The organism is Aeromonas sp. S12(2024) (assembly GCF_041402305.1).
GTDB lineage: Bacteria > Pseudomonadota > Gammaproteobacteria > Enterobacterales > Aeromonadaceae > Aeromonas > Aeromonas veronii.
Genome location: NZ_JBGLRB010000006.1, coordinates 1 through 15,993, shown reverse-complemented (window position 1 = coordinate 15,993; position 15,993 = coordinate 1). Strand labels below are relative to the sequence as shown.

At 61.2% G+C, this 15,993-nt stretch carries 17 protein-coding genes; 8 read left to right on the top strand and 9 right to left on the bottom strand.

What is annotated here, in order from left to right; translation table 11 throughout:
- Positions 1–2: 2 nt before the first annotated feature.
- From ACB035_RS07575 to ACB035_RS07565, 3 genes are all read left to right on the top strand, one after another.
- Entirely contained in the window at positions 3–743 is a 741-nt protein-coding gene (locus tag ACB035_RS07575) for an ABC transporter substrate-binding protein (RefSeq protein ID WP_274161321.1), read from the top strand.
- 69 nt (positions 744–812) lie between these two features.
- A complete protein-coding gene (gene ung, locus ACB035_RS07570; protein ID WP_005353881.1) occupies positions 813–1,490 on the top strand; it encodes a uracil-DNA glycosylase in 678 nt (225 codons plus the stop codon).
- 70 nt (positions 1,491–1,560) lie between these two features.
- Positions 1,561–2,112, top strand: coding sequence for a hemerythrin domain-containing protein (locus ACB035_RS07565; protein ID WP_005353878.1), 552 nt, complete (start codon positions 1,561–1,563; stop codon positions 2,110–2,112).
- Between the two features lie 168 nt (positions 2,113–2,280).
- Here ACB035_RS07565 and ACB035_RS07560 read toward each other — a convergent pair whose 3' ends face one another.
- The 3 genes from ACB035_RS07560 to ACB035_RS07550 all read right to left on the bottom strand — a co-directional run bounded on the left by ACB035_RS07560 (position 2,281) and on the right by ACB035_RS07550 (position 5,082).
- Positions 2,281–3,081, bottom strand: a complete 801-nt coding sequence (locus tag ACB035_RS07560) for a helix-turn-helix transcriptional regulator (RefSeq protein WP_371166994.1) — start codon at positions 3,079–3,081, stop codon at positions 2,281–2,283.
- 11 nt (positions 3,082–3,092) lie between these two features.
- Positions 3,093–3,629, bottom strand: a complete 537-nt coding sequence (locus ACB035_RS07555) for a YbhB/YbcL family Raf kinase inhibitor-like protein (RefSeq protein WP_005353872.1) — start codon at positions 3,627–3,629, stop codon at positions 3,093–3,095.
- A gap of 196 nt (positions 3,630–3,825) precedes the next feature.
- The gene (locus ACB035_RS07550; RefSeq protein WP_005334922.1) at positions 3,826–5,082 is read right to left on the bottom strand and encodes an adenylosuccinate synthetase; all 1,257 of its coding nucleotides are present in this window, start codon (positions 5,080–5,082) and stop codon (positions 3,826–3,828) included.
- Positions 5,083–5,252: 170 nt separating this feature from the next.
- Between ACB035_RS07550 and ACB035_RS07545 the strand changes: the two genes are divergently transcribed.
- Positions 5,253–6,167 (top strand): LysR family transcriptional regulator, encoded by a 915-nt coding sequence (locus tag ACB035_RS07545; protein ID WP_005353868.1) that lies wholly within the window; start codon positions 5,253–5,255, stop codon positions 6,165–6,167.
- Positions 6,168–6,291: 124 nt separating this feature from the next.
- Here ACB035_RS07545 and ACB035_RS07540 read toward each other — a convergent pair whose 3' ends face one another.
- Together ACB035_RS07540 and ACB035_RS07535 are read right to left on the bottom strand one after the other, a co-directional pair.
- The gene (locus tag ACB035_RS07540) at positions 6,292–7,704 is read right to left on the bottom strand and encodes a TAXI family TRAP transporter solute-binding subunit (protein ID WP_371166993.1); all 1,413 of its coding nucleotides are present in this window, start codon (positions 7,702–7,704) and stop codon (positions 6,292–6,294) included.
- 80 nt (positions 7,705–7,784) lie between these two features.
- Positions 7,785–8,930, bottom strand: coding sequence for a MalY/PatB family protein (locus ACB035_RS07535; protein ID WP_371166992.1), 1,146 nt, complete (start codon positions 8,928–8,930; stop codon positions 7,785–7,787).
- A gap of 182 nt (positions 8,931–9,112) precedes the next feature.
- Between ACB035_RS07535 and ACB035_RS07530 the strand changes: the two genes are divergently transcribed.
- Complete coding sequence (locus ACB035_RS07530) at positions 9,113–10,285, top strand: MFS transporter (protein ID WP_371166991.1); 1,173 nt, start codon at positions 9,113–9,115, stop codon at positions 10,283–10,285.
- A gap of 16 nt (positions 10,286–10,301) precedes the next feature.
- Here the strand turns inward: ACB035_RS07530 and ACB035_RS07525 are convergent, their stop codons facing one another.
- Positions 10,302–11,222: a LysR family transcriptional regulator gene (locus ACB035_RS07525; RefSeq protein WP_371166990.1), complete on the bottom strand. Its 921-nt coding sequence runs from the start codon at positions 11,220–11,222 to the stop codon at positions 10,302–10,304.
- A 132-nt stretch (positions 11,223–11,354) separates the two neighbouring features.
- Positions 11,355–12,110, bottom strand: coding sequence for a YciK family oxidoreductase (locus ACB035_RS07520; RefSeq protein ID WP_040069067.1), 756 nt, complete (start codon positions 12,108–12,110; stop codon positions 11,355–11,357).
- A gap of 222 nt (positions 12,111–12,332) precedes the next feature.
- Between ACB035_RS07520 and sohB the strand changes: the two genes are divergently transcribed.
- Positions 12,333–13,340, top strand: coding sequence for a protease SohB (gene sohB, locus ACB035_RS07515; RefSeq protein WP_371166989.1), 1,008 nt, complete (start codon positions 12,333–12,335; stop codon positions 13,338–13,340).
- A 201-nt stretch (positions 13,341–13,541) separates the two neighbouring features.
- Positions 13,542–14,765, top strand: coding sequence for an MFS transporter (locus ACB035_RS07510; protein ID WP_136501367.1), 1,224 nt, complete (start codon positions 13,542–13,544; stop codon positions 14,763–14,765).
- A 36-nt stretch (positions 14,766–14,801) separates the two neighbouring features.
- Here the strand turns inward: ACB035_RS07510 and ACB035_RS07505 are convergent, their stop codons facing one another.
- Positions 14,802–15,155: a DsrE/DsrF/TusD sulfur relay family protein gene (locus ACB035_RS07505; RefSeq protein ID WP_005334901.1), complete on the bottom strand. Its 354-nt coding sequence runs from the start codon at positions 15,153–15,155 to the stop codon at positions 14,802–14,804.
- Positions 15,156–15,313: 158 nt separating this feature from the next.
- On the opposite strand from ACB035_RS07505, the gene ACB035_RS07500 reads away from it, so the two are divergent.
- Positions 15,314–15,706 carry a DUF1090 domain-containing protein gene (locus ACB035_RS07500; protein WP_005334898.1) on the top strand — a complete coding sequence of 131 codons (393 nt, stop codon included), beginning with the start codon at positions 15,314–15,316 and terminating at the stop codon, positions 15,704–15,706.
- 68 nt (positions 15,707–15,774) lie between these two features.
- Here the strand turns inward: ACB035_RS07500 and ACB035_RS07495 are convergent.
- Positions 15,775–15,993, bottom strand: a 219-nt coding sequence (locus ACB035_RS07495) for an integrase core domain-containing protein (RefSeq protein WP_245132026.1), incomplete at its 5' end; no start/stop codon positions are given.

Here is a 15,993-nt window from a genome sequence, read left to right as displayed (position 1 = left end):
GGGTGTATAATGGGTGGCGAAAGTGGGCATGGCTGGCCCTGTTTTGTTGCTGGGCAAGCAGTGTTGCGGTACGGGCCGAGACGGTGCGAATTGCTGTGGGCGAGTGGCCACCTTATATCAGTGAGGCGCTGCCCAATCAGGGCTTTCTCTGTGAGGTGGTGCGCCAGGCCTTTGCCGAAGAGGGGCTCGATGTCAGCTTTCACTTCTATTCCTGGGCCGAGGCTTACCGACTGACTCTGGAGGGACGCTATGTGGTCACCATGCCCTGGTTTCGCTCCCGCGAGCGGGAGCAGCTTTTCTATCTCTCCGCCTCGCTCGGCCATTTCACCACTCGCCTGATGACGCTGACCGGTACGCCCGCGATCAATCTGGGTGAGCTGAAACACGAGCCGGTCGGAGTGACCCGTGGCTATTTCTATGGCGATGGTTTTGCCGCTCGCCAAGCCGGGCTCACCCTCGAGTGGTCAGATTCCGATGAGGAGAGCATGGGCAAGCTGCTTGACGGGCGGATCCACTATCTGGTGATGGATGAGCAGGTGGCACAGACTCTGTTCCAGCAGGCGCTCGTTCGTCATCCCCAATCGCTGTCACTGACCGGCGCCGCCGACCCCATCTGGTTGCAACCGGGATACCTGCTGATGCGCAAGGCCGATCCCGAGGCGCGCCGTCTGATGCTGCTGTTCAATACCGGCCTGCGCAAGCTGGAGCGCTCGGGGCGCCTCGCCAGGCTCTGGAAAGCGTGAACCACGGTTGCGTCTTGCGGGCTGGCCCCCTATCCTGAGCCCTTCGCCGTATCAAGTGAGGAGGCCGGGGTGCTGACCTGGAGTGATGTGATTGGCTCTGAGAAAGAGCAGGACTATTTCAAGAGTACGCTGGCAACCGTCAGAGCCGAGCGGGAAGCGGGCAAGGTGATCTACCCGCCAGCCACCGATGTGTTCAATGCCTTCAAGCTGACCGAGCTGGATCAGGTCAAGGTGGTGATCCTGGGGCAGGATCCCTACCACGGCCCCAATCAGGCGCACGGGCTCTGCTTCTCCGTTCTGCCCGGCGTGCGTACGCCTCCCTCACTGGTCAACATCTATAAAGAGATGCAGCGTGACCTGCCAGGTTTCGTCACACCCAATCACGGCTTTCTCGAATCCTGGGCCAAACAGGGGGTCCTGCTGCTCAACACTGTGCTGACGGTGCAAGCCGGTCAGGCCCATTCCCACGCCCATCTGGGATGGGAGACCTTTACCGATCGGGTCATCGAGCAGATCAATGCCAGCTGTCAGGGCGTGGTGTTTCTGCTGTGGGGCGCCCACGCCCAGAAGAAGGGGCGTTTCATCGATCGCCAGCGCCATTATGTGCTGACCGCGCCGCACCCGAGCCCTCTCTCTGCCCACCGCGGTTTCATCGGTTGCGGTCACTTTAGCGAGACCAATCGCTTGCTGGAACAACAGGGCAAGAGTCCGATAGAGTGGAAATCTGTCTGCATTCCACTTGATTGAGTGCAAAGTTCGGGCGACAAATGACCGTATACTCAGGGATATAAGATTTATTCAGAGCCAAGGAGTGCCCATGTTATCCAGTCTGCACAAGGACCATCTCAACATCGCCCGACTTTTGGAGCTGCTCAAGCACAAGCTGGCAGCCATCCGTGCCGAAGAGCCCATCAGCTATTTTCTGGTGCGCGATGTCATCGACTACCTGCGGGAGGTCTCTGACAAGTACCACCATCCCAAGGAAGACCTCATCTATGACTACTACCTGAAATATCGGGTGGTGGAGGGTGAGGTCGCCAACCGCCTGCAGGAGGAGCACGTCAAGCTGCTGGAGGCCGGGGCCGATCTCAAGGAGATGGTGGAGATGATCCTGATGGATGCGGTGATCCCCCTCGATCAGTTCACTACCAAGCTGGAGCGCTTCGTGGAGCTGCAAGAGGCACACATGAACTATGAAGAGGGGGTGATCTTCCCCCATCTGCGTGACTCCCTGACCGAGGATGACTGGCGTCATCTGGAGCAAAACTGGCAGAACCGCGCCATTGGCGACCCCCTGTTCGGGGCTGAGGTGAGCCAGCACTTCCAGGCACTGGCCAAACGCCTCTCTTTGCCGCTCACGACCGGCTAAGACTAGCCCGTACCCGCAGCGTGGCAGGTATTGTATGAGTGCAACTTGAGTGAAAACAGAAAGGCCTCCATCCGGAGGCCTTTTGCATTATGGATGTTGCCATCCATTGCGCAGCCCAAGGATACACAACTGCTGGCAGTCACTCTCTTCAGAGAAGTTACTTATCGACTATCTGGCGTGACTGAGCAGGGTGGATGGGCAGGTGTGCAGGTATTGGTGGGGCGTCAGGCCGAACTCCTGTTTGAAGCGGGCGGCAAAGCGGCTGGGGGAGTCATAACCGCAGGCGAGGGCAACCTCCAGCGGGGTCAAGCCCTGTTGCAACAGGTTGAGGGCGTGGCTCATGCGCACCTGAGCCAGCAACTGGCGAAAGCTGCGACCTTCGGCGGCCAGCTTGCGCACCATGGAGGCGCGGCTCATGGAGAAGTGGGGGGCCACTGCCTCCAGGGTGTGGTCGATGCCGGGTTCCACCGCCAGGTAGCGTGCCAGCCGCTCTGCGAGGGTCATGGTGCTGGCGGGAAAGAGTAACCCGAGGGCGTTGGCGGCCCGCAGCTCGGCATAGAAGCCGCGCAGCAGTTCGGCCTGTGTTGCTTCGCTCAGTCCCCGTTCGGCCATGGTGCTGATGAGTTCAAAGCAGAAGGCGAGCCCGGGGGTGACCTTGACGGCGTGTTCCTCCAGATCGGCGTGGGAAGGGGCTGACTCGGCCAGCCACTCCGGCGGTGGTGGGGTCAGCAGCGTGATGGCGTGGGAGCGAAACTTGCCCTGATCAGGTTGATTGACGAAGGTGAGCTGGTGGCCTGCCGGGATCAGCAGCCACCGCTCCCTGTCAAACGACAGACGCTGCTCGCGCCACCATAGTTGCTTGCTCCCCTGGGTGACCCAGATGAGGGTCGGGGCATAGATGAGCACCCGGTGCAGGGGCTGCTGGCGGATCCCGAGATAGTGGCTCTGTTGCAGCAGGGGAGTGCTCATCCGGTTGGCTCCTAGGGGGTGACGAAGGTGGCGGTCAGGGTGGCCTTGCCGAGCGCCATGCTGTTGAGCATGTAGCCTACCATAGCGGGCGGGGTATCGGCCTTCACCTCGAGATCATGGGGCAGGGCCCAGGCGGTGAACTGATAGCGGTGCATGCCGTGACCTGCGGGCGGGCAGGGGCCGCCGTAACCCTGGCTGCCAAAGTCGGTGCGGATTTCCAATCCCTGCTTGAGCTTGCCTGAGGCATTGCTGGCCAGCTCGCTCTGGGTGGCAGGCAGGTTCACCACCAGCCAGTGCCACCAACCGCTGCCGGTGGGGGCATCTGGGTCATAGGCGGTGATGGCAACACTCTTGGTGCCTGCCGGCAGATCCTGCCAGCTCAGTTGGGGCGAGTGGTTGTCGCCGCTGCAGCCAAAGCCGTTGAAGCTGAACTGTTTGTCCATCAACTGGCCTTCGTGAATGTCCGTGCTCTTCAGGGTCATGGCAAAGGCCGGCATGGCCGTCAGGCAGAGCAGTGGCAACAGGGCACTCTGTTTGAGCAATTTCATCGGGTGACTCCTCGTGTGGTAACGGGTTCACTTTAACGAGGGCAGGGTAGAATGTTATTGCAGAACGGCTCAATGTGAGGTCGATTGTTGAGTTAATTGAGCCTTTTGGTGGTTTTATTGCAAGAAGGTAAACGGCAGCCATAAAAAAACCGGCATCAGGGATGCCGGTTTTTTGTTTGACGATGAGAGGTGCGGCTTAGCGCAGGATCATCTCGTCACGGCCCGGGCCGACGGAAACCATCGGAACCGGTACGCCGAGCAGCTCTTCGATACGCAGCACGTACTGCTGGGCCGCTTTGGGCAGCTCTTCGAAGGTGCGGCAGCCGGTGATGTCTTCGCTCCAGCTTTCCATCTGCTCGTAAACCGGCTTCAGGGCAGCGGTTTGCGGCCAAATCGGGTTCTCGGTGTGGGCACCTTCGTAGGCCACGCAGATCTTCAGATCCGGCAGACCGGTCAGGCAGTCCAGCTTGGTCAGTGCCACTTCGGTGGCGGCTTGCAGCTCGACACCGTTCTTGGTGGCGACGGCGTCGAAGTAACCGACATCACGGGGACGGCCGGTGGTGGCACCGAACTCGTTGGTGATCTTGCGGAACTCGTCCTGGTTCTCCATGGCGGTCAGCAGGGTGCCGGTACCGACAGAGGAGCTGAATGCCTTGGCCACAGCGATGACGCGCTCCGGGCGCAGACCCGGCAGACCGCCACCGATACCGGCGTAGGCGCCAGATACGTGGGAGGAGGTCACCCAGGGGTATTCGCCGTAGATCAGGTCACGGCCAGCGCCCAACTGCGCTTCGAACAGCAGGGTCTTGCCTTCTGCCTGCAGCGCTTTGAGCGGCATGCTGACGTTGCACACTGCGTCGATCCAGGGGGCAGAGACTTCCAGCAGCCAGTCAGCCATCTCCTGGGCAGTCTGGGTGAATTCGAAAGAGGGGTAGATAGCCTTCATCTGCGGCAGTTTCCAGTCCAGCATGAACTGGATGCGCTCGACCAGCACGTCCGGCTGTTTCAGCCAGCCAACCAGGATCGCTTTTTTCATCACGCGATCGCCGTAGGCAGGGGCGATGCCCTGACGGGTGGAGCCATAGGCGCCGTCACCCAGACGTTGCTCTTCCAGGGTATCTTCCAGTGCGTGCAGCGGCAGGCAGAGGGTTGCGCGGTCAGAGATGGCCAGCTTCGGAGTCACGCCGGAGGCTTTGACTTCGTCGAGCTCGACGGTCAGTTTCTCGGGGCTGATCACCATGCCCGGGCCGAGGACAACCAGGCAATCTGGGTTGAATACGCCACTCGGAACCTGGTGCAGCTTGAAGGTGCCAAGGTCGTTGACCACGGTGTGGCCAGCGTTGTTGCCGCCCTGGAAGCGAATGCTGGCGCCAGCTTGACCTGCCAGATAATCCACGATGCGGCCTTTGCCTTCATCACCCCAGTTAGCACCTACGACTACGATAGACGACATGACTCTTTCTCCTAAGACGTTAGGCGTCCATCCTAGGAGCCTGATGCGGATTAGAAAAATTAATTATCTTTATAATTCCGATAAGAGAACCATATAATTATGGCCAATTAAGCGGCAAACCGTCCGATTTTGCCTGGCAAGCCCCGCATCTCGCGGGTTGAGGGACTCTTATGCTGGATATTCACTGGCTGCAAACCTTTGTCACCCTGGCCCGATTGCAACATTTTGGCCAGACCGCCACCGAGCTGCACATGACCCAGCCCAATGTCAGCCTGCATATCAAGCGGTTGGAGCAGGCGACCCGGGTGCGGCTGATCGAGCGCAGCCCGTTTCGCCTGACTCAGGCAGGAGAGCGGCTGCTGCAAAGTGCCGAGCGCACCATTGCCGAGTTGCAGCTCTGCCAGTCCGATCTCAATGCCCTCAACCAGCTCAGTCAGGGGACGCTGGCCATCGCCGCCAGCGACATCATCTCCCGCCTGCTGCTGATCCAGCCGTTCCAGCGCTTCAAGCGGGAGTTCCCTGGCATCGACCTTACTTTGTTCAACACCACTTCGGATCAGGCGGCCGAGCTGGTCAAGGCGGGCAAGGCGGATCTGGGTTTTGTCATGGCGCAAAAGCGCAGCGAGCCGCTCTTCTATACCGAGCTGCAACAGGTAACCTGGTGCGCGCTGGGCCACGGCCTTGCCCGCTGGCAGGCACGGGCGGTGGCGGGGGAGAGCGACCCCCTCGACGAGCCGACCCTGATCCTGCTCGGTCACGACACTCGCACCCGGGCGCTGATCGACCCGTCCCTGCCGCTGCTGGCGCTCCCCCCTTGCCGCATCATGGAGGTGGGCAGCGTGGACGCCCAGCTCGATTGGGCCGAGGCGGGCTTTGGTGTCGCCATCGTGCCGGACTTCTCCCTGCATCCGCGCCTCAACCTCACCGCGCCGGTCACCAGCCTCGGCGACTTTCCCGGTACCAGTCTGGGCTACGTGGTGCGCCAGAATCAGGTGTTGTCGCGGGCCATCAAGCAGTTGCTGCACTGGGTGGAGGAGGAGATCCAGAAGCCCAACCCCTATCTGACCCGGGTGATGGAGCCGTAGCGATACGGCAAGGTGAGCAGGACTATCGGGGTGACTGTGCCGCCATCAATTGCGTCACTATCGAACGCGCGTAAACAATCAGGGCAGCCGAGGCTGCCCTGATGCATTTGTGGGAGCTGACCACTCAGGGTTGCAGCTGTGTGGCTGCGCTGGTGGCAGGGGCGGGAGGCGTGTCGGTTTTATCCTGCTGCGGGGTTTCGCCAGTCACCGCGCTGCTGGCAGGCTGGATTGCCTGCTCTTGCGGCGCAGTTGCCGCAGAGGCGCTTTGCGGCAACTGAGTCGAAACGGCAGCTGATGGTGATGGAACCGTTGACGCTGCGGCAGAGGGAGCAACTATTTCCCCCTCTGTGGTCGGCGTAGCAGTGAGCTCGGGGGTGACCTCAAGTGCCTCTTCGGGCAAGGGATTAACCTCTGTGGCTTCTGTTGCCACTGCGGCACTGCTGGTGGCGGTCGCGTCAGGGGGCGTAGTCGCCCCGCTGGTGGCACTCACCGGCTCTGTCGTGGGCGCCGCCTCCGAGGCCGATGGTGCTGGTGTTAACGGCTCCGGCGTCAGCTGTTCCGCGGTTAACTGCTCGGGGGTCAGTGGCAAGGGGGCTGGCGGTCGATCCGACATCCCCGCATGGAGGGGCAGCTCGGTTTGCGCCTGCAACTGCTCGGGCGTCACCTTGCTCAGGGCAGGATGCAGCCGACTGAACTGTTTGACCCGGGCCAGCAGGGTATCGCGCACGGTACGGACGATGGGGTCCGGCAGGCTGGCCAGCGCCACCAGTTCGGCACTCATCCCGATGTTGTTGATGGCGGTGGTCTGTCCCGGATAGAGGTTGGCGGCGATGCGGCTGCGCTGGTAGTAGGGGTGTTGTTTGAGCAGCGTGTCTATCTGCTCCCCTTCGATGGGAATGAGGCGCACCTTGCAGCGGCTGATCAGATCGCCGACCGCCAGACTGGGGTGACCGGCAACCACAAAAGCGGCATCCAGCGAGCCATCGCACAGCCCTTCCAGCGGTTCGCTCTCCGACTTGAGCTGATAGGCAGCAAACTGCCCGGGTTGCCATCCCATGGCTGCCATCAGGGCCTGGCTGGTGATCTGCTCACCGGCGCCCTTGTTGCCGGGATAGACCCGCTTCCCTTCGATATCTGCCAGGGTGGTGATGCCGCTATTGGGTGCGGCCAGCAGGGTCAACGACTCCTGATAGAGGCGAAACAGGCTGCGCAGCTCATTGTTGGCCCCCTGCCCGCTGAAGGGGCCGGTGCCGTGCAGGGCGTGGTGCAACACATCGGATTGAACCAGCGCCAGCTGTACGTCCCCCTTGTCGAGTGCCTTGAGGTTGGCCATCGAGCCACGGGTGCTCTGCACGGTGCAGCTGTCCCCATGCAGGGCATGGCCGGCATTGAGCACCCGGCAGATGGCGCCACCGGTCGGGTAGTAGACCCCGTTGAGCGGGCCCGTTCCGATAGTCAGCGCCTGGCTGCCAAAGGGGAGCAGCGCAGAGAGTGCACAGAGGGGAAGCAGAAGGTGATGCAAGATCCGTAGAGACATAATTGACCGTTACTGAGTTGACCGCTGGCTGATGACACAGTGAAAAAGGGATGGGGCTTGCCCATCCCGTTGCTGGCTGATCAGGGCTTACCATGGTTGAGGATTGCCCGCTCCATCCGCGCTAGCGCGTCGGTCAGTAGTGCCCTGGTGCAGCCGAAGTTGAGCCGCACGAACTGGCCGTCGCCAAACTGGGCGCCGGGGGAGAGACCAACGCCAGCCTGCTCGAAGAAGGCAATGGGATCGGCAAGGCCAAGTGCGCTCACATCGATCCAGGCCAGATACGTCGCCTGATGACTGGCCAGCTTGACGCCGGGCCAGCGGGCCACCGCCTGCTGGATCAGGGCCAGATTGGCCGCCAGATAGTCGAGTTGCTCGCTCAGCCACTGTTCGCCACCCTCATAGGCCGCTTCGGCGGCGATAAAGCCCAGCAGGTTGACGTCGGCGCTGATGCCGCGCATCGCCTGTTGCAGCCTGAAGCGCAGACGGGCGTTGGGGATAATGGCGAAGGAGCAACAGAGACCAGCGATATTGAAGGTCTTGCTCGGGGCCATCATCACCGCGCAGCGCTCGGCTGCTTGTGCACTGATGGCGCCGTAGGGAATGTGACGGGCGTTTTTATCCAGCAGCAGATCGCAGTGGATTTCATCGGAGCAGATCACCAGATTGTGGCGCGCGGCGATGGCATCGATGGCCAGCAGCTCGTCACGGGTGAAGATGGTGCCGCCCGGGTTGTGGGGGTTGCAGAGCAGCAGCAGATCTGCGGCGGGAGCCTGACGCTCCAGCTCTGCCAGATCCAGCACCCAACGACCGGCTTCTTCAACCATCGGCACGGTGAGCAGGGGACGATCATTGAAGCCCGGCGCCTGCAGGAAGGGGTAGTAGACCGGCTTGGGGGTGATGATACCGCGGCCATGCTGGCTCCATGCCTTGCAGGCAAGGTTGAGCCCCGGCACCACGCCGGGCAGGAATACCAGCCATTCGGGCTCGATCGCCCAGCCATAGCGGGTCGCCATCCGTTCGATAATGAGTTCGATCAGGCGCGGCGAGGGGCGTGAATAGCCGAAAATGCCGTGGGCGACCCGTTTGGTCAACGCCTCGATCACGGACGGGGGGGAGACAAAGTCGGTATCGGCAACCCACATGGGCAGCACATCCTGACCCTTGTACTTGTCCCATTTCAGGCTCATGGTGCCACTGCGGTCTACTTCCTGATCAAAATCAAACATGCGAACTCCTTGTGCTGGCAGGATGGGCTTTCACTCTACGGGGTCGCGGCCTCCCTCGCAAGGCGCACACCTGCTTATGCCATCCTTGAGCCCGCTCTTGATAGTGACATAAGATAGGCGCCGAATTTTCATACGGCTGCCGCCCGTTAGCCCGTATTGTCCCTCCAATCAGTGGTAACCCTATGAGCTTGTCGATAGCGGCGGTCAAACGCCCGGATCCCGTCTCTCTTTCATTTCTTGCCGTGACCTTTATGACCGGCGTCGCGGTGGCACTGCAGGTGCCTACCTTAAGTCTGTTTCTGGCCGAAGAGGTACAGGTGCGCCCCTTTCTGGTCGGGCTCTTCTATACCATCAATGCGGTGGTGGGCATTCTGGTCAGCCAGTGGCTGGGCCATCGCTCCGACAACAAGGGGGAGCGCAAGCGACTGATCCTGCGCTGCTGCTTTGCCGGGGTGGCGCTCTCCTTGTTGTTTGCCTGGAACCGCAACTACTGGCTGTTGGCGAGTCTGGGGGTCATGCTGGCGGCGCTGGCGGCCACGGCCAGCCCCCAGCTGTTTGCGCTGGCGCGGGAGTATTCGGACAGCCGCAACAAGCGGGCGGACATGTTCAGCTCGGTGATGCGGGCCCAGTTTTCGCTGGCCTGGGTCATAGGCCCGCCCATCGCCTTCGCGCTGGCCATCGGCTACGGCTTCGAGCTGATGTACTTGGCCTCGGCACTGGCCTACCTGCTCTGCGCCCTGGTGGTGTGGCGCTGGCTGCCCTCGCTGCCTTTGCCCAAGATGGCTGAAGAGACAGAGCGGGTCAGCAGCTGGCGGGATCCGGCGGTGCGGGCGCTCTTTATCGCCTCCACCCTGATGTGGACCTGTAACAGCATGTACCTCATCAATATGCCGCTCTATATCACCCGAGAGCTCGGGATGGATGAGAAGCTTGCCGGTATCCTGATGGGCACGGCGGCGGCGCTGGAGATCCCCTTCATGCTGCTGGCGGGTTATTACACGGCCCGTTTTGGCAAGCGCCCCATGATGCTGCTGGCGGTGCTGGCTGGCGCGGCCTTTTACACAGGTCTGGTGACCCTCACCGACCAATACGCCCTGATCGCTTTGCAGCTGTTCAACGCCATCTTCATCGGTATCGTGGCGGGGATCGGCATGTCTTACTTTCAGGATCTGATGCCGGGGCGAGCCGGGGTGGCGACTACCCTGTTTGCCAACAGCATCCGCACCGGTTCCATCATGGCAGGGGCCATCGCCGGTGTGGTGGCGGAGGTGTGGAGTTTCCACGGGGTCTTTATGGTGGCGTTGGGATTGGCACTGGTGGCACTGGCCGCCAGCTGGCGGGTGCCCAACGTCTGACGGGGTGATGTGGCTGTTATTTACCGTGTTGGGGCTGGGGCTGGGTGTGCGGGAGCGGCGATGATTCGCCCTGATACTCGTTGCGCAGGCAGCGCAGCAGCAGCTCGGTCGCTGGGCCGAGAGATTCGGGGGAGAGGGTCAGCAGGTAGGTGTAGAGGTGGCGCTCGTTGCCGCTATCCAGATCCAGCTGTATGAGCGACCCTTCCGCCAGCTCTCGCTCAACCAGATGGCGCGGCAGCCAGGCATAGCCGAGGCCAAGGCGCAGCATGGCGAGCACTTCGTGGTAGTGGGTCGCCTTCCAGCCGGTGTCATCCGCATCGTTCCAGTCCACCGAGCGGTGAATGGGGGGATGAAGGCTGATCTGGTTGTGGCCGGTCAGCACATCGCTGCGGATGGGCCCCTCCTCTTGCGCCAGCGGATGGCTGGCGGCGCAGAGGGGCAGCAGGCACACCTCGTCCAGCAACAGGCCGGTGCGATCGCCGGGCAGGTGCTCGGAGAGCATCAGATCCCCCGGTTGCAGGGCGTTGAAGTGGCAGTGAATGCGTTCGTGCAGGTTGACCCGGCAACCCCGGCTGCGGGGATAGAAGCTGGCCAGCGCCCGATAGAGGCGATCCCTTGGCTGCAGCGCCGAGACATAGAGGTTGATCTGCGGCTCCCATTGTCGCTCCAGGTTGTTGGCCAGATTCTCCAGCTCCTCCACCTGCTGGCTCAACTGACGGGCCCGCTTGAGGAAGATCTCGCCCGCCGGCGTCAGCACCGCCTTGCGGCCGCGCACCTCCAGCAAGGGCACCCCCAGACTCTGCTGCAACTTTGCAACCGCATGATTGAGGGAGGACTGGCTCTTGTTCAGCGCCTCGGCCGCCTGGGCGTAGCCGCCGCAGTCGACCACCGCCTGAAAGATCCGCCATTGCTCAAACGTGCTCTTGGGACGAAACATAGTTCAACCTGATTGGAGATAGGATGGTCAGTGGTTCGAACAGGGAGCCTGTGCCCCCTATTCAATTTAACCCCTGCCGCACAACACTCTGGGTATTTTATTGATTTATTTGGGCTGGGCCACGCAACTTGTTTATTTTGGCTGAGCCACGAAGGTCTGGCCGGTTTTGCCACGGCTGTCCGACCCCATCAGGTAGAGGTAGAGCGGCATCAGGTCGGCCGGAGTCTTGAGGTTCATGGGATCTTCCGCCGGGAAGGCGCTGGCGCGCATCTTGGTACGGGTACCGCCCGGGTTTAGGGTATTGACCCGCACACCTGTGTTCTCAAGCTCGTCGGCCAGCACTTCCATCATCCCCTCGATGGCAAATTTGGAGATGGCATAGGTGCCCCAGTAGGCGCGCCCCTTGCGTCCCACGCTGGAGGAGGTGTAGACGATGGATGCATCGCCCTGCGTCTTGGCGGTCTGGCGCAGCAGCGGCAGTAGCGCCTGGGTCAGCAGGAATTCCGATTTGACGTTGACCTGCATCACCTCATCCCACTCCTTCTCCTGAATATGTTCAAACGGAGAGAGGGTGCCGAGCAGACCGGCATTGAACAGCACGCCATCGAGGCGGCCAAACTGCTGGGCGAAGGTTTCGGCCATGCCGCGGTAGTGGGCGGCGGTGGCCCCTTTCAGATCCACCGGCACGATGGCGGGCAGCGGATAACCGGCCGCTTCAATCTGGTCATACACGGCTTCGAGTTTGGCGCTGGTGCGGCCGAGCAGGATCACGGTTGCACCGTGAGCGGCGTAGGTGAGGGCGGCTTCGCGGCCGATCCCGTCGCCAGCACCTGTGACCAGAATGACTTTATCCTTGAGCAGATCGCGGGGTGCCTGATAATCGAGCATGACAACTCCTGTTAACAAATTCCGGCCATAAGTGCATGGCAATCGGCGCCAAGTGTACTGATCCGCGCGCCTGTTTGACCAGCCAGCGGCAAGAAAAATGTGAAGAAAATAGAGAGGTTGTGATGCTCGGGTTGGTTTTTCCGGACACTGGCTGCGATTTTTTGCGCGCATTCGCCAAACTCCCTAGAATGTGACGAAAACCGATCCATTCTGGAGTCCATCGTGACATTTCTGACCGAATATGGCCTGTTTCTGGCCAAGACAGTGACCTTCCTGCTGGCCATCGGCGCCATCATCCTGATGATCGTCAGCACTCGCCAGCCGAAAGCGCGCAAGGGTGAGCTGGTGGTGACCGATCTCTCGAGCGAGCTGGAGCAGGGGCAGTTTGCGCTCAAGAGCGCGCTCGCCAGCAAGACCGAGCGCAAGGTGCTGGAAAAGCTGCAGAAAGAGGAGCAGAAAAAGCGCGCCAAGGCCGGTGATGAGCGCAGTCGCCTGTTCGTACTCGATTTCAACGGCAGCATGGATGCCAAAGAGGTGGCCTCCCTGCGCGAGGAGGTGAGCGCGGTGATTGGCGTGGCCCAGCCCGGCGACGAGGTGCTGCTGCGGCTCGAATCCGGTGGCGGCGTGGTGCATGGCTACGGGTTGGCCGCTTCCCAGCTGCAGCGGTTGCGCGATCGTGACATCAAGCTCACCGTGGCTATCGACAAGGTGGCGGCGAGCGGTGGCTACATGATGGCCTGTGTGGCGGACAAGATCCTGGCTGCCCCCTTTGCCATCGTCGGATCCATCGGGGTGATCGCCCAGCTGCCGAACTTCAACAAGTTGTTGAAAAAGCACGATATCGAATTCGAGATGCACACCGCCGGTCAGTACAAGCGCACCATCACCATGTTCGGCGAGAACGACGATCTGGGGCGCGAGAAGTTTCGCGAGGAGCTGGCGGCGATCCACGAGCGCTTCAAGGCCTTTGTGGCCGAACACCGCCCGCAACTCGATATCGATCAGGTCACGACCGGCGAGCACTGGCTGGCGAGTCAGGCCAAGGGGCTGGGATTGGTGGATACCCTCTGCACCAGTGATGACTATCTGCTGGCGCAGGCCAGCCACCACAAGGTGATCGGCATCAGCTATCGCAAGCCTAAAAGTCTGACCCAGAAGCTGGGGCAGCAGGGTGCGCAGGCGCTCGAAGCGGGATTAGGGCAGCTGTGGCAGCAGAGCCCCTGGCGCTAAGCCTGGCCCTCTGGCGTTAGCCAGAGGGGAAATCCCGCGATAAAAAGGCCAGTCGACGCCCATCGGCTGGCCTTTTTGCATCCGGTTGCACCTTGTCGGTGAGCGAGGGTTGTTTCTATTGAGGCCCTCTGTTACAACTGAATGCTTTCCCCGTTTATGACAGGATCTTGTGGTAAGAGCTGCGGGGCATGGAGCATAGCGATGTCATGGAGCACCTTCAGGCAATTTACCCCGCTGGTCTGGATCGTCATTCTGGGCACCTTTATGGTGCGTACCAGCTACTACATGGTGTGGCCCTTCCTCTCCATTCTGCTCTATCGGGAGTATGACCTTTCGGCCACCTTCATTGGCCTGTTGCTGGGTGGCTCAATGGCCCTCTCTACCCTGGTCAGTTTTTACGGCGGCTGGCTCTCTGATCGCTTCGGGCGGCGCAGCATACTGCTGGCCGGTTGTCTGGTGGCGATGCTCTGTTTCGGCCTGCTCGGCTTCTCCCATGCGGTGTTCTGGCTTGGGGTCGGGGTGATGGGCAGCGGCCTCTCGTCGGGGCTCATCGATGCCCCCGGCAAGGCGCTGATGGCCGACAGTCTGGCCTCGGCCAAGGCGCGGGAGTTGGCATTGCACCTGCGCTATTTTCTGCTCAACCTGGGGGCGGCGTTGGGGCCGCTGCTCGGGGTGACCCTCGGGATTAACGCCCAGCAGGAGACCTTCCTGTTTCTGGTGGTGAGCTATTTGCTGCTGGCGCTGGCCTTTGGCTGGGGATTTCGCCGGGCTGGCAGCACAGGCAAGCCGGGTGCTGCTGGCCCCGGACTGCGGGATGCCATCAAGGTGTTGCTGGCGGATCGCGCCTTCCTGCTGCTGGTGATGGCCAATCTCCTGATGGTGCTGGTCTACTCCCAGTTTCACTCGCCGCTGGTGCAGTACCTGACCCGGGCCGGGATGCCGCAGGTGGCCGAGCTGGTTGCCCTGCTGGTGGCGACCAATGCACTGACCGTGGTGCTGCTGCAGTTTCCGCTGCTGCGGTTGTTGTCACGCTGGCCGGTGCGGGTGCGGCTTCATATCGGCATGGCGCTCTTTCTGGCGGCCCAGCTGCTCTTCGCGCTGGGGGACCCGATGGTGCGCAGCCACTGGTTTGGCGCCGTGCTGTTGCTCAGCATCGGCGAGACCATCCTGTTCCCCCTGCTCAACGTGCTGATCGACCAGATGGCCCCCACCCACCTCAAGGGGAGCTACTTTGGTGCCAGCGCACTGGCTGGGTTGGGAGGGGCTGCCGGCGCCCTGCTGGGAGGCTGGATCCTCGAGCAGTGGAGCGGGCAGTTGCTCTATGTGCTGATGGCGCTGCTTTGTGTGGCGATTTTTGCGCTTTATGAAGCTGGCGCCCGACATCATGGTCGGCGAAGTGCCCGGCAGGAGTCGGTGATAGGCTAACCGGGCTGACTTCGCCGCTGGCCAGCCCCTTATGGTTCAGAAGGTCAGCACCTTGTCGGCCGCCAGGGTCCATTGGGCCAGCATCGGCAGGGTGCCGACCTCAATGCCCTCGATCAGCGGCAGGGCGGTGATGCCACGGGCATCGGTGCAGGTCTTGCACAGGCGAATGGTGACGCCTTGTGCCAGCAGGATCTCCAGCATCTGGCGCAGGTTGTACCCTTCGGCCGGTGCCTGACCGGCCAGTGCTGCACTCACCGCATCGGACATCAGGAACAACTTGAGGCTGGCACCACCCTGTTCGTTGAGGGCGATAGCGAGACGCAGGGCGTTGAACAGGGATTCGCTGCCGTAGGGGGCACCGTTGGCAATGACCACAATTTGTTGATTCATAACAGACTCCCGATTGGAAAGAGCGCCATTGTAGAACCAACAGGGTGCCAATTGCGTGATGTTGCACAACTTCTGTCGCACCTTTTTCCCGCTTGCTTGACCCTGCTGCCGATCGAGGTTTTTATGGTCAGCTCGCAAACAAGAGCGGATGAATCGAGATGTGGAAAGTATTGGGAGCTGGCTTGCTGCTATTGGCGGGTCAGGCCTTTGGCAGTGAGGCGGTCGGTTGCAAGGCTCGTCTGCAGGCCGTCAACGACCAGCTGGTGTTTGCCAAAGCACACAACAATGCCGGGCAGATTGCCGGGCTCGAACAGGCAGCGCGCAATATCAAGGCCAACTGTACTGATGAAGGTCTGCTCAAGGAGCAGAAAGAGCGGGTTAACAAACTGCGTGGCGAGGTGGATGAGCGTCTGCTTGAACTGCAGGAGGCGAGAGTCAGTGGCAAACCTGAGAAGATTGCCAAGCGGCAGGCCAGGCTGGAGGAGTCCCAGACCCGGATGCTGGAGGCCCAGCGTGAGCTGGACAAACTGATCAGGCTGGTCGGCAAGTGATGGCCAGCCGCTGCACGCATGTCTAGTCCTGAAATAGGTTTACACATTTTCAACTAGCATTTTTCTACTCAGAATCCCCTATGTACCGCATCGGGGGTTCTGTATTTCAACGCATGATGCGGCCGCTCCGCGTTGTAAATATCCACCGCTTCACGCACCATTTCCCGCGCTTGCGCCAAATCCTGCGGGCTTTGCAACAATAACTCTCCTTTCAAAATCCCGTTCACCCGCTCCGCCAACGCATTCTGGTAACAGTCATACCCATCCGTCATCGAGCATTTCACCCC

Bases quoted from the DNA above. Each gene is read 5' to 3' on its own strand.
- ACB035_RS07560 (WP_371166994.1), bottom strand. From the start codon at position 3,081: ATGAGCACTCCCCTGCTGCAACAGAGCCACTATCTCGGGATCCGCCAG.
- ACB035_RS07510 (WP_136501367.1), top strand. From the start codon at position 13,542: ATGTCATGGAGCACCTTCAGGCAATTTACCCCGCTGGTCTGGATCGTC.
- ACB035_RS07535 (WP_371166992.1), bottom strand. From the start codon at position 8,930: ATGTTTGATTTTGATCAGGAAGTAGACCGCAGTGGCACCATGAGCCTG.
- ACB035_RS07500 (WP_005334898.1), top strand. From the start codon at position 15,314: ATGTGGAAAGTATTGGGAGCTGGCTTGCTGCTATTGGCGGGTCAGGCC.
- ACB035_RS07530 (WP_371166991.1), top strand. From the start codon at position 9,113: ATGAGCTTGTCGATAGCGGCGGTCAAACGCCCGGATCCCGTCTCTCTT.
- ACB035_RS07565 (WP_005353878.1), top strand. From the start codon at position 1,561: ATGTTATCCAGTCTGCACAAGGACCATCTCAACATCGCCCGACTTTTG.
- ACB035_RS07520 (WP_040069067.1), bottom strand. From the start codon at position 12,110: ATGCTCGATTATCAGGCACCCCGCGATCTGCTCAAGGATAAAGTCATT.
- ACB035_RS07505 (WP_005334901.1), bottom strand. From the start codon at position 15,155: ATGAATCAACAAATTGTGGTCATTGCCAACGGTGCCCCCTACGGCAGC.
- ACB035_RS07550 (WP_005334922.1), bottom strand. From the start codon at position 5,082: ATGTCGTCTATCGTAGTCGTAGGTGCTAACTGGGGTGATGAAGGCAAA.
- ACB035_RS07525 (WP_371166990.1), bottom strand. From the start codon at position 11,222: ATGTTTCGTCCCAAGAGCACGTTTGAGCAATGGCGGATCTTTCAGGCG.
- ACB035_RS07545 (WP_005353868.1), top strand. From the start codon at position 5,253: ATGCTGGATATTCACTGGCTGCAAACCTTTGTCACCCTGGCCCGATTG.
- ACB035_RS07540 (WP_371166993.1), bottom strand. From the start codon at position 7,704: ATGTCTCTACGGATCTTGCATCACCTTCTGCTTCCCCTCTGTGCACTC.
- ACB035_RS07555 (WP_005353872.1), bottom strand. From the start codon at position 3,629: ATGAAATTGCTCAAACAGAGTGCCCTGTTGCCACTGCTCTGCCTGACG.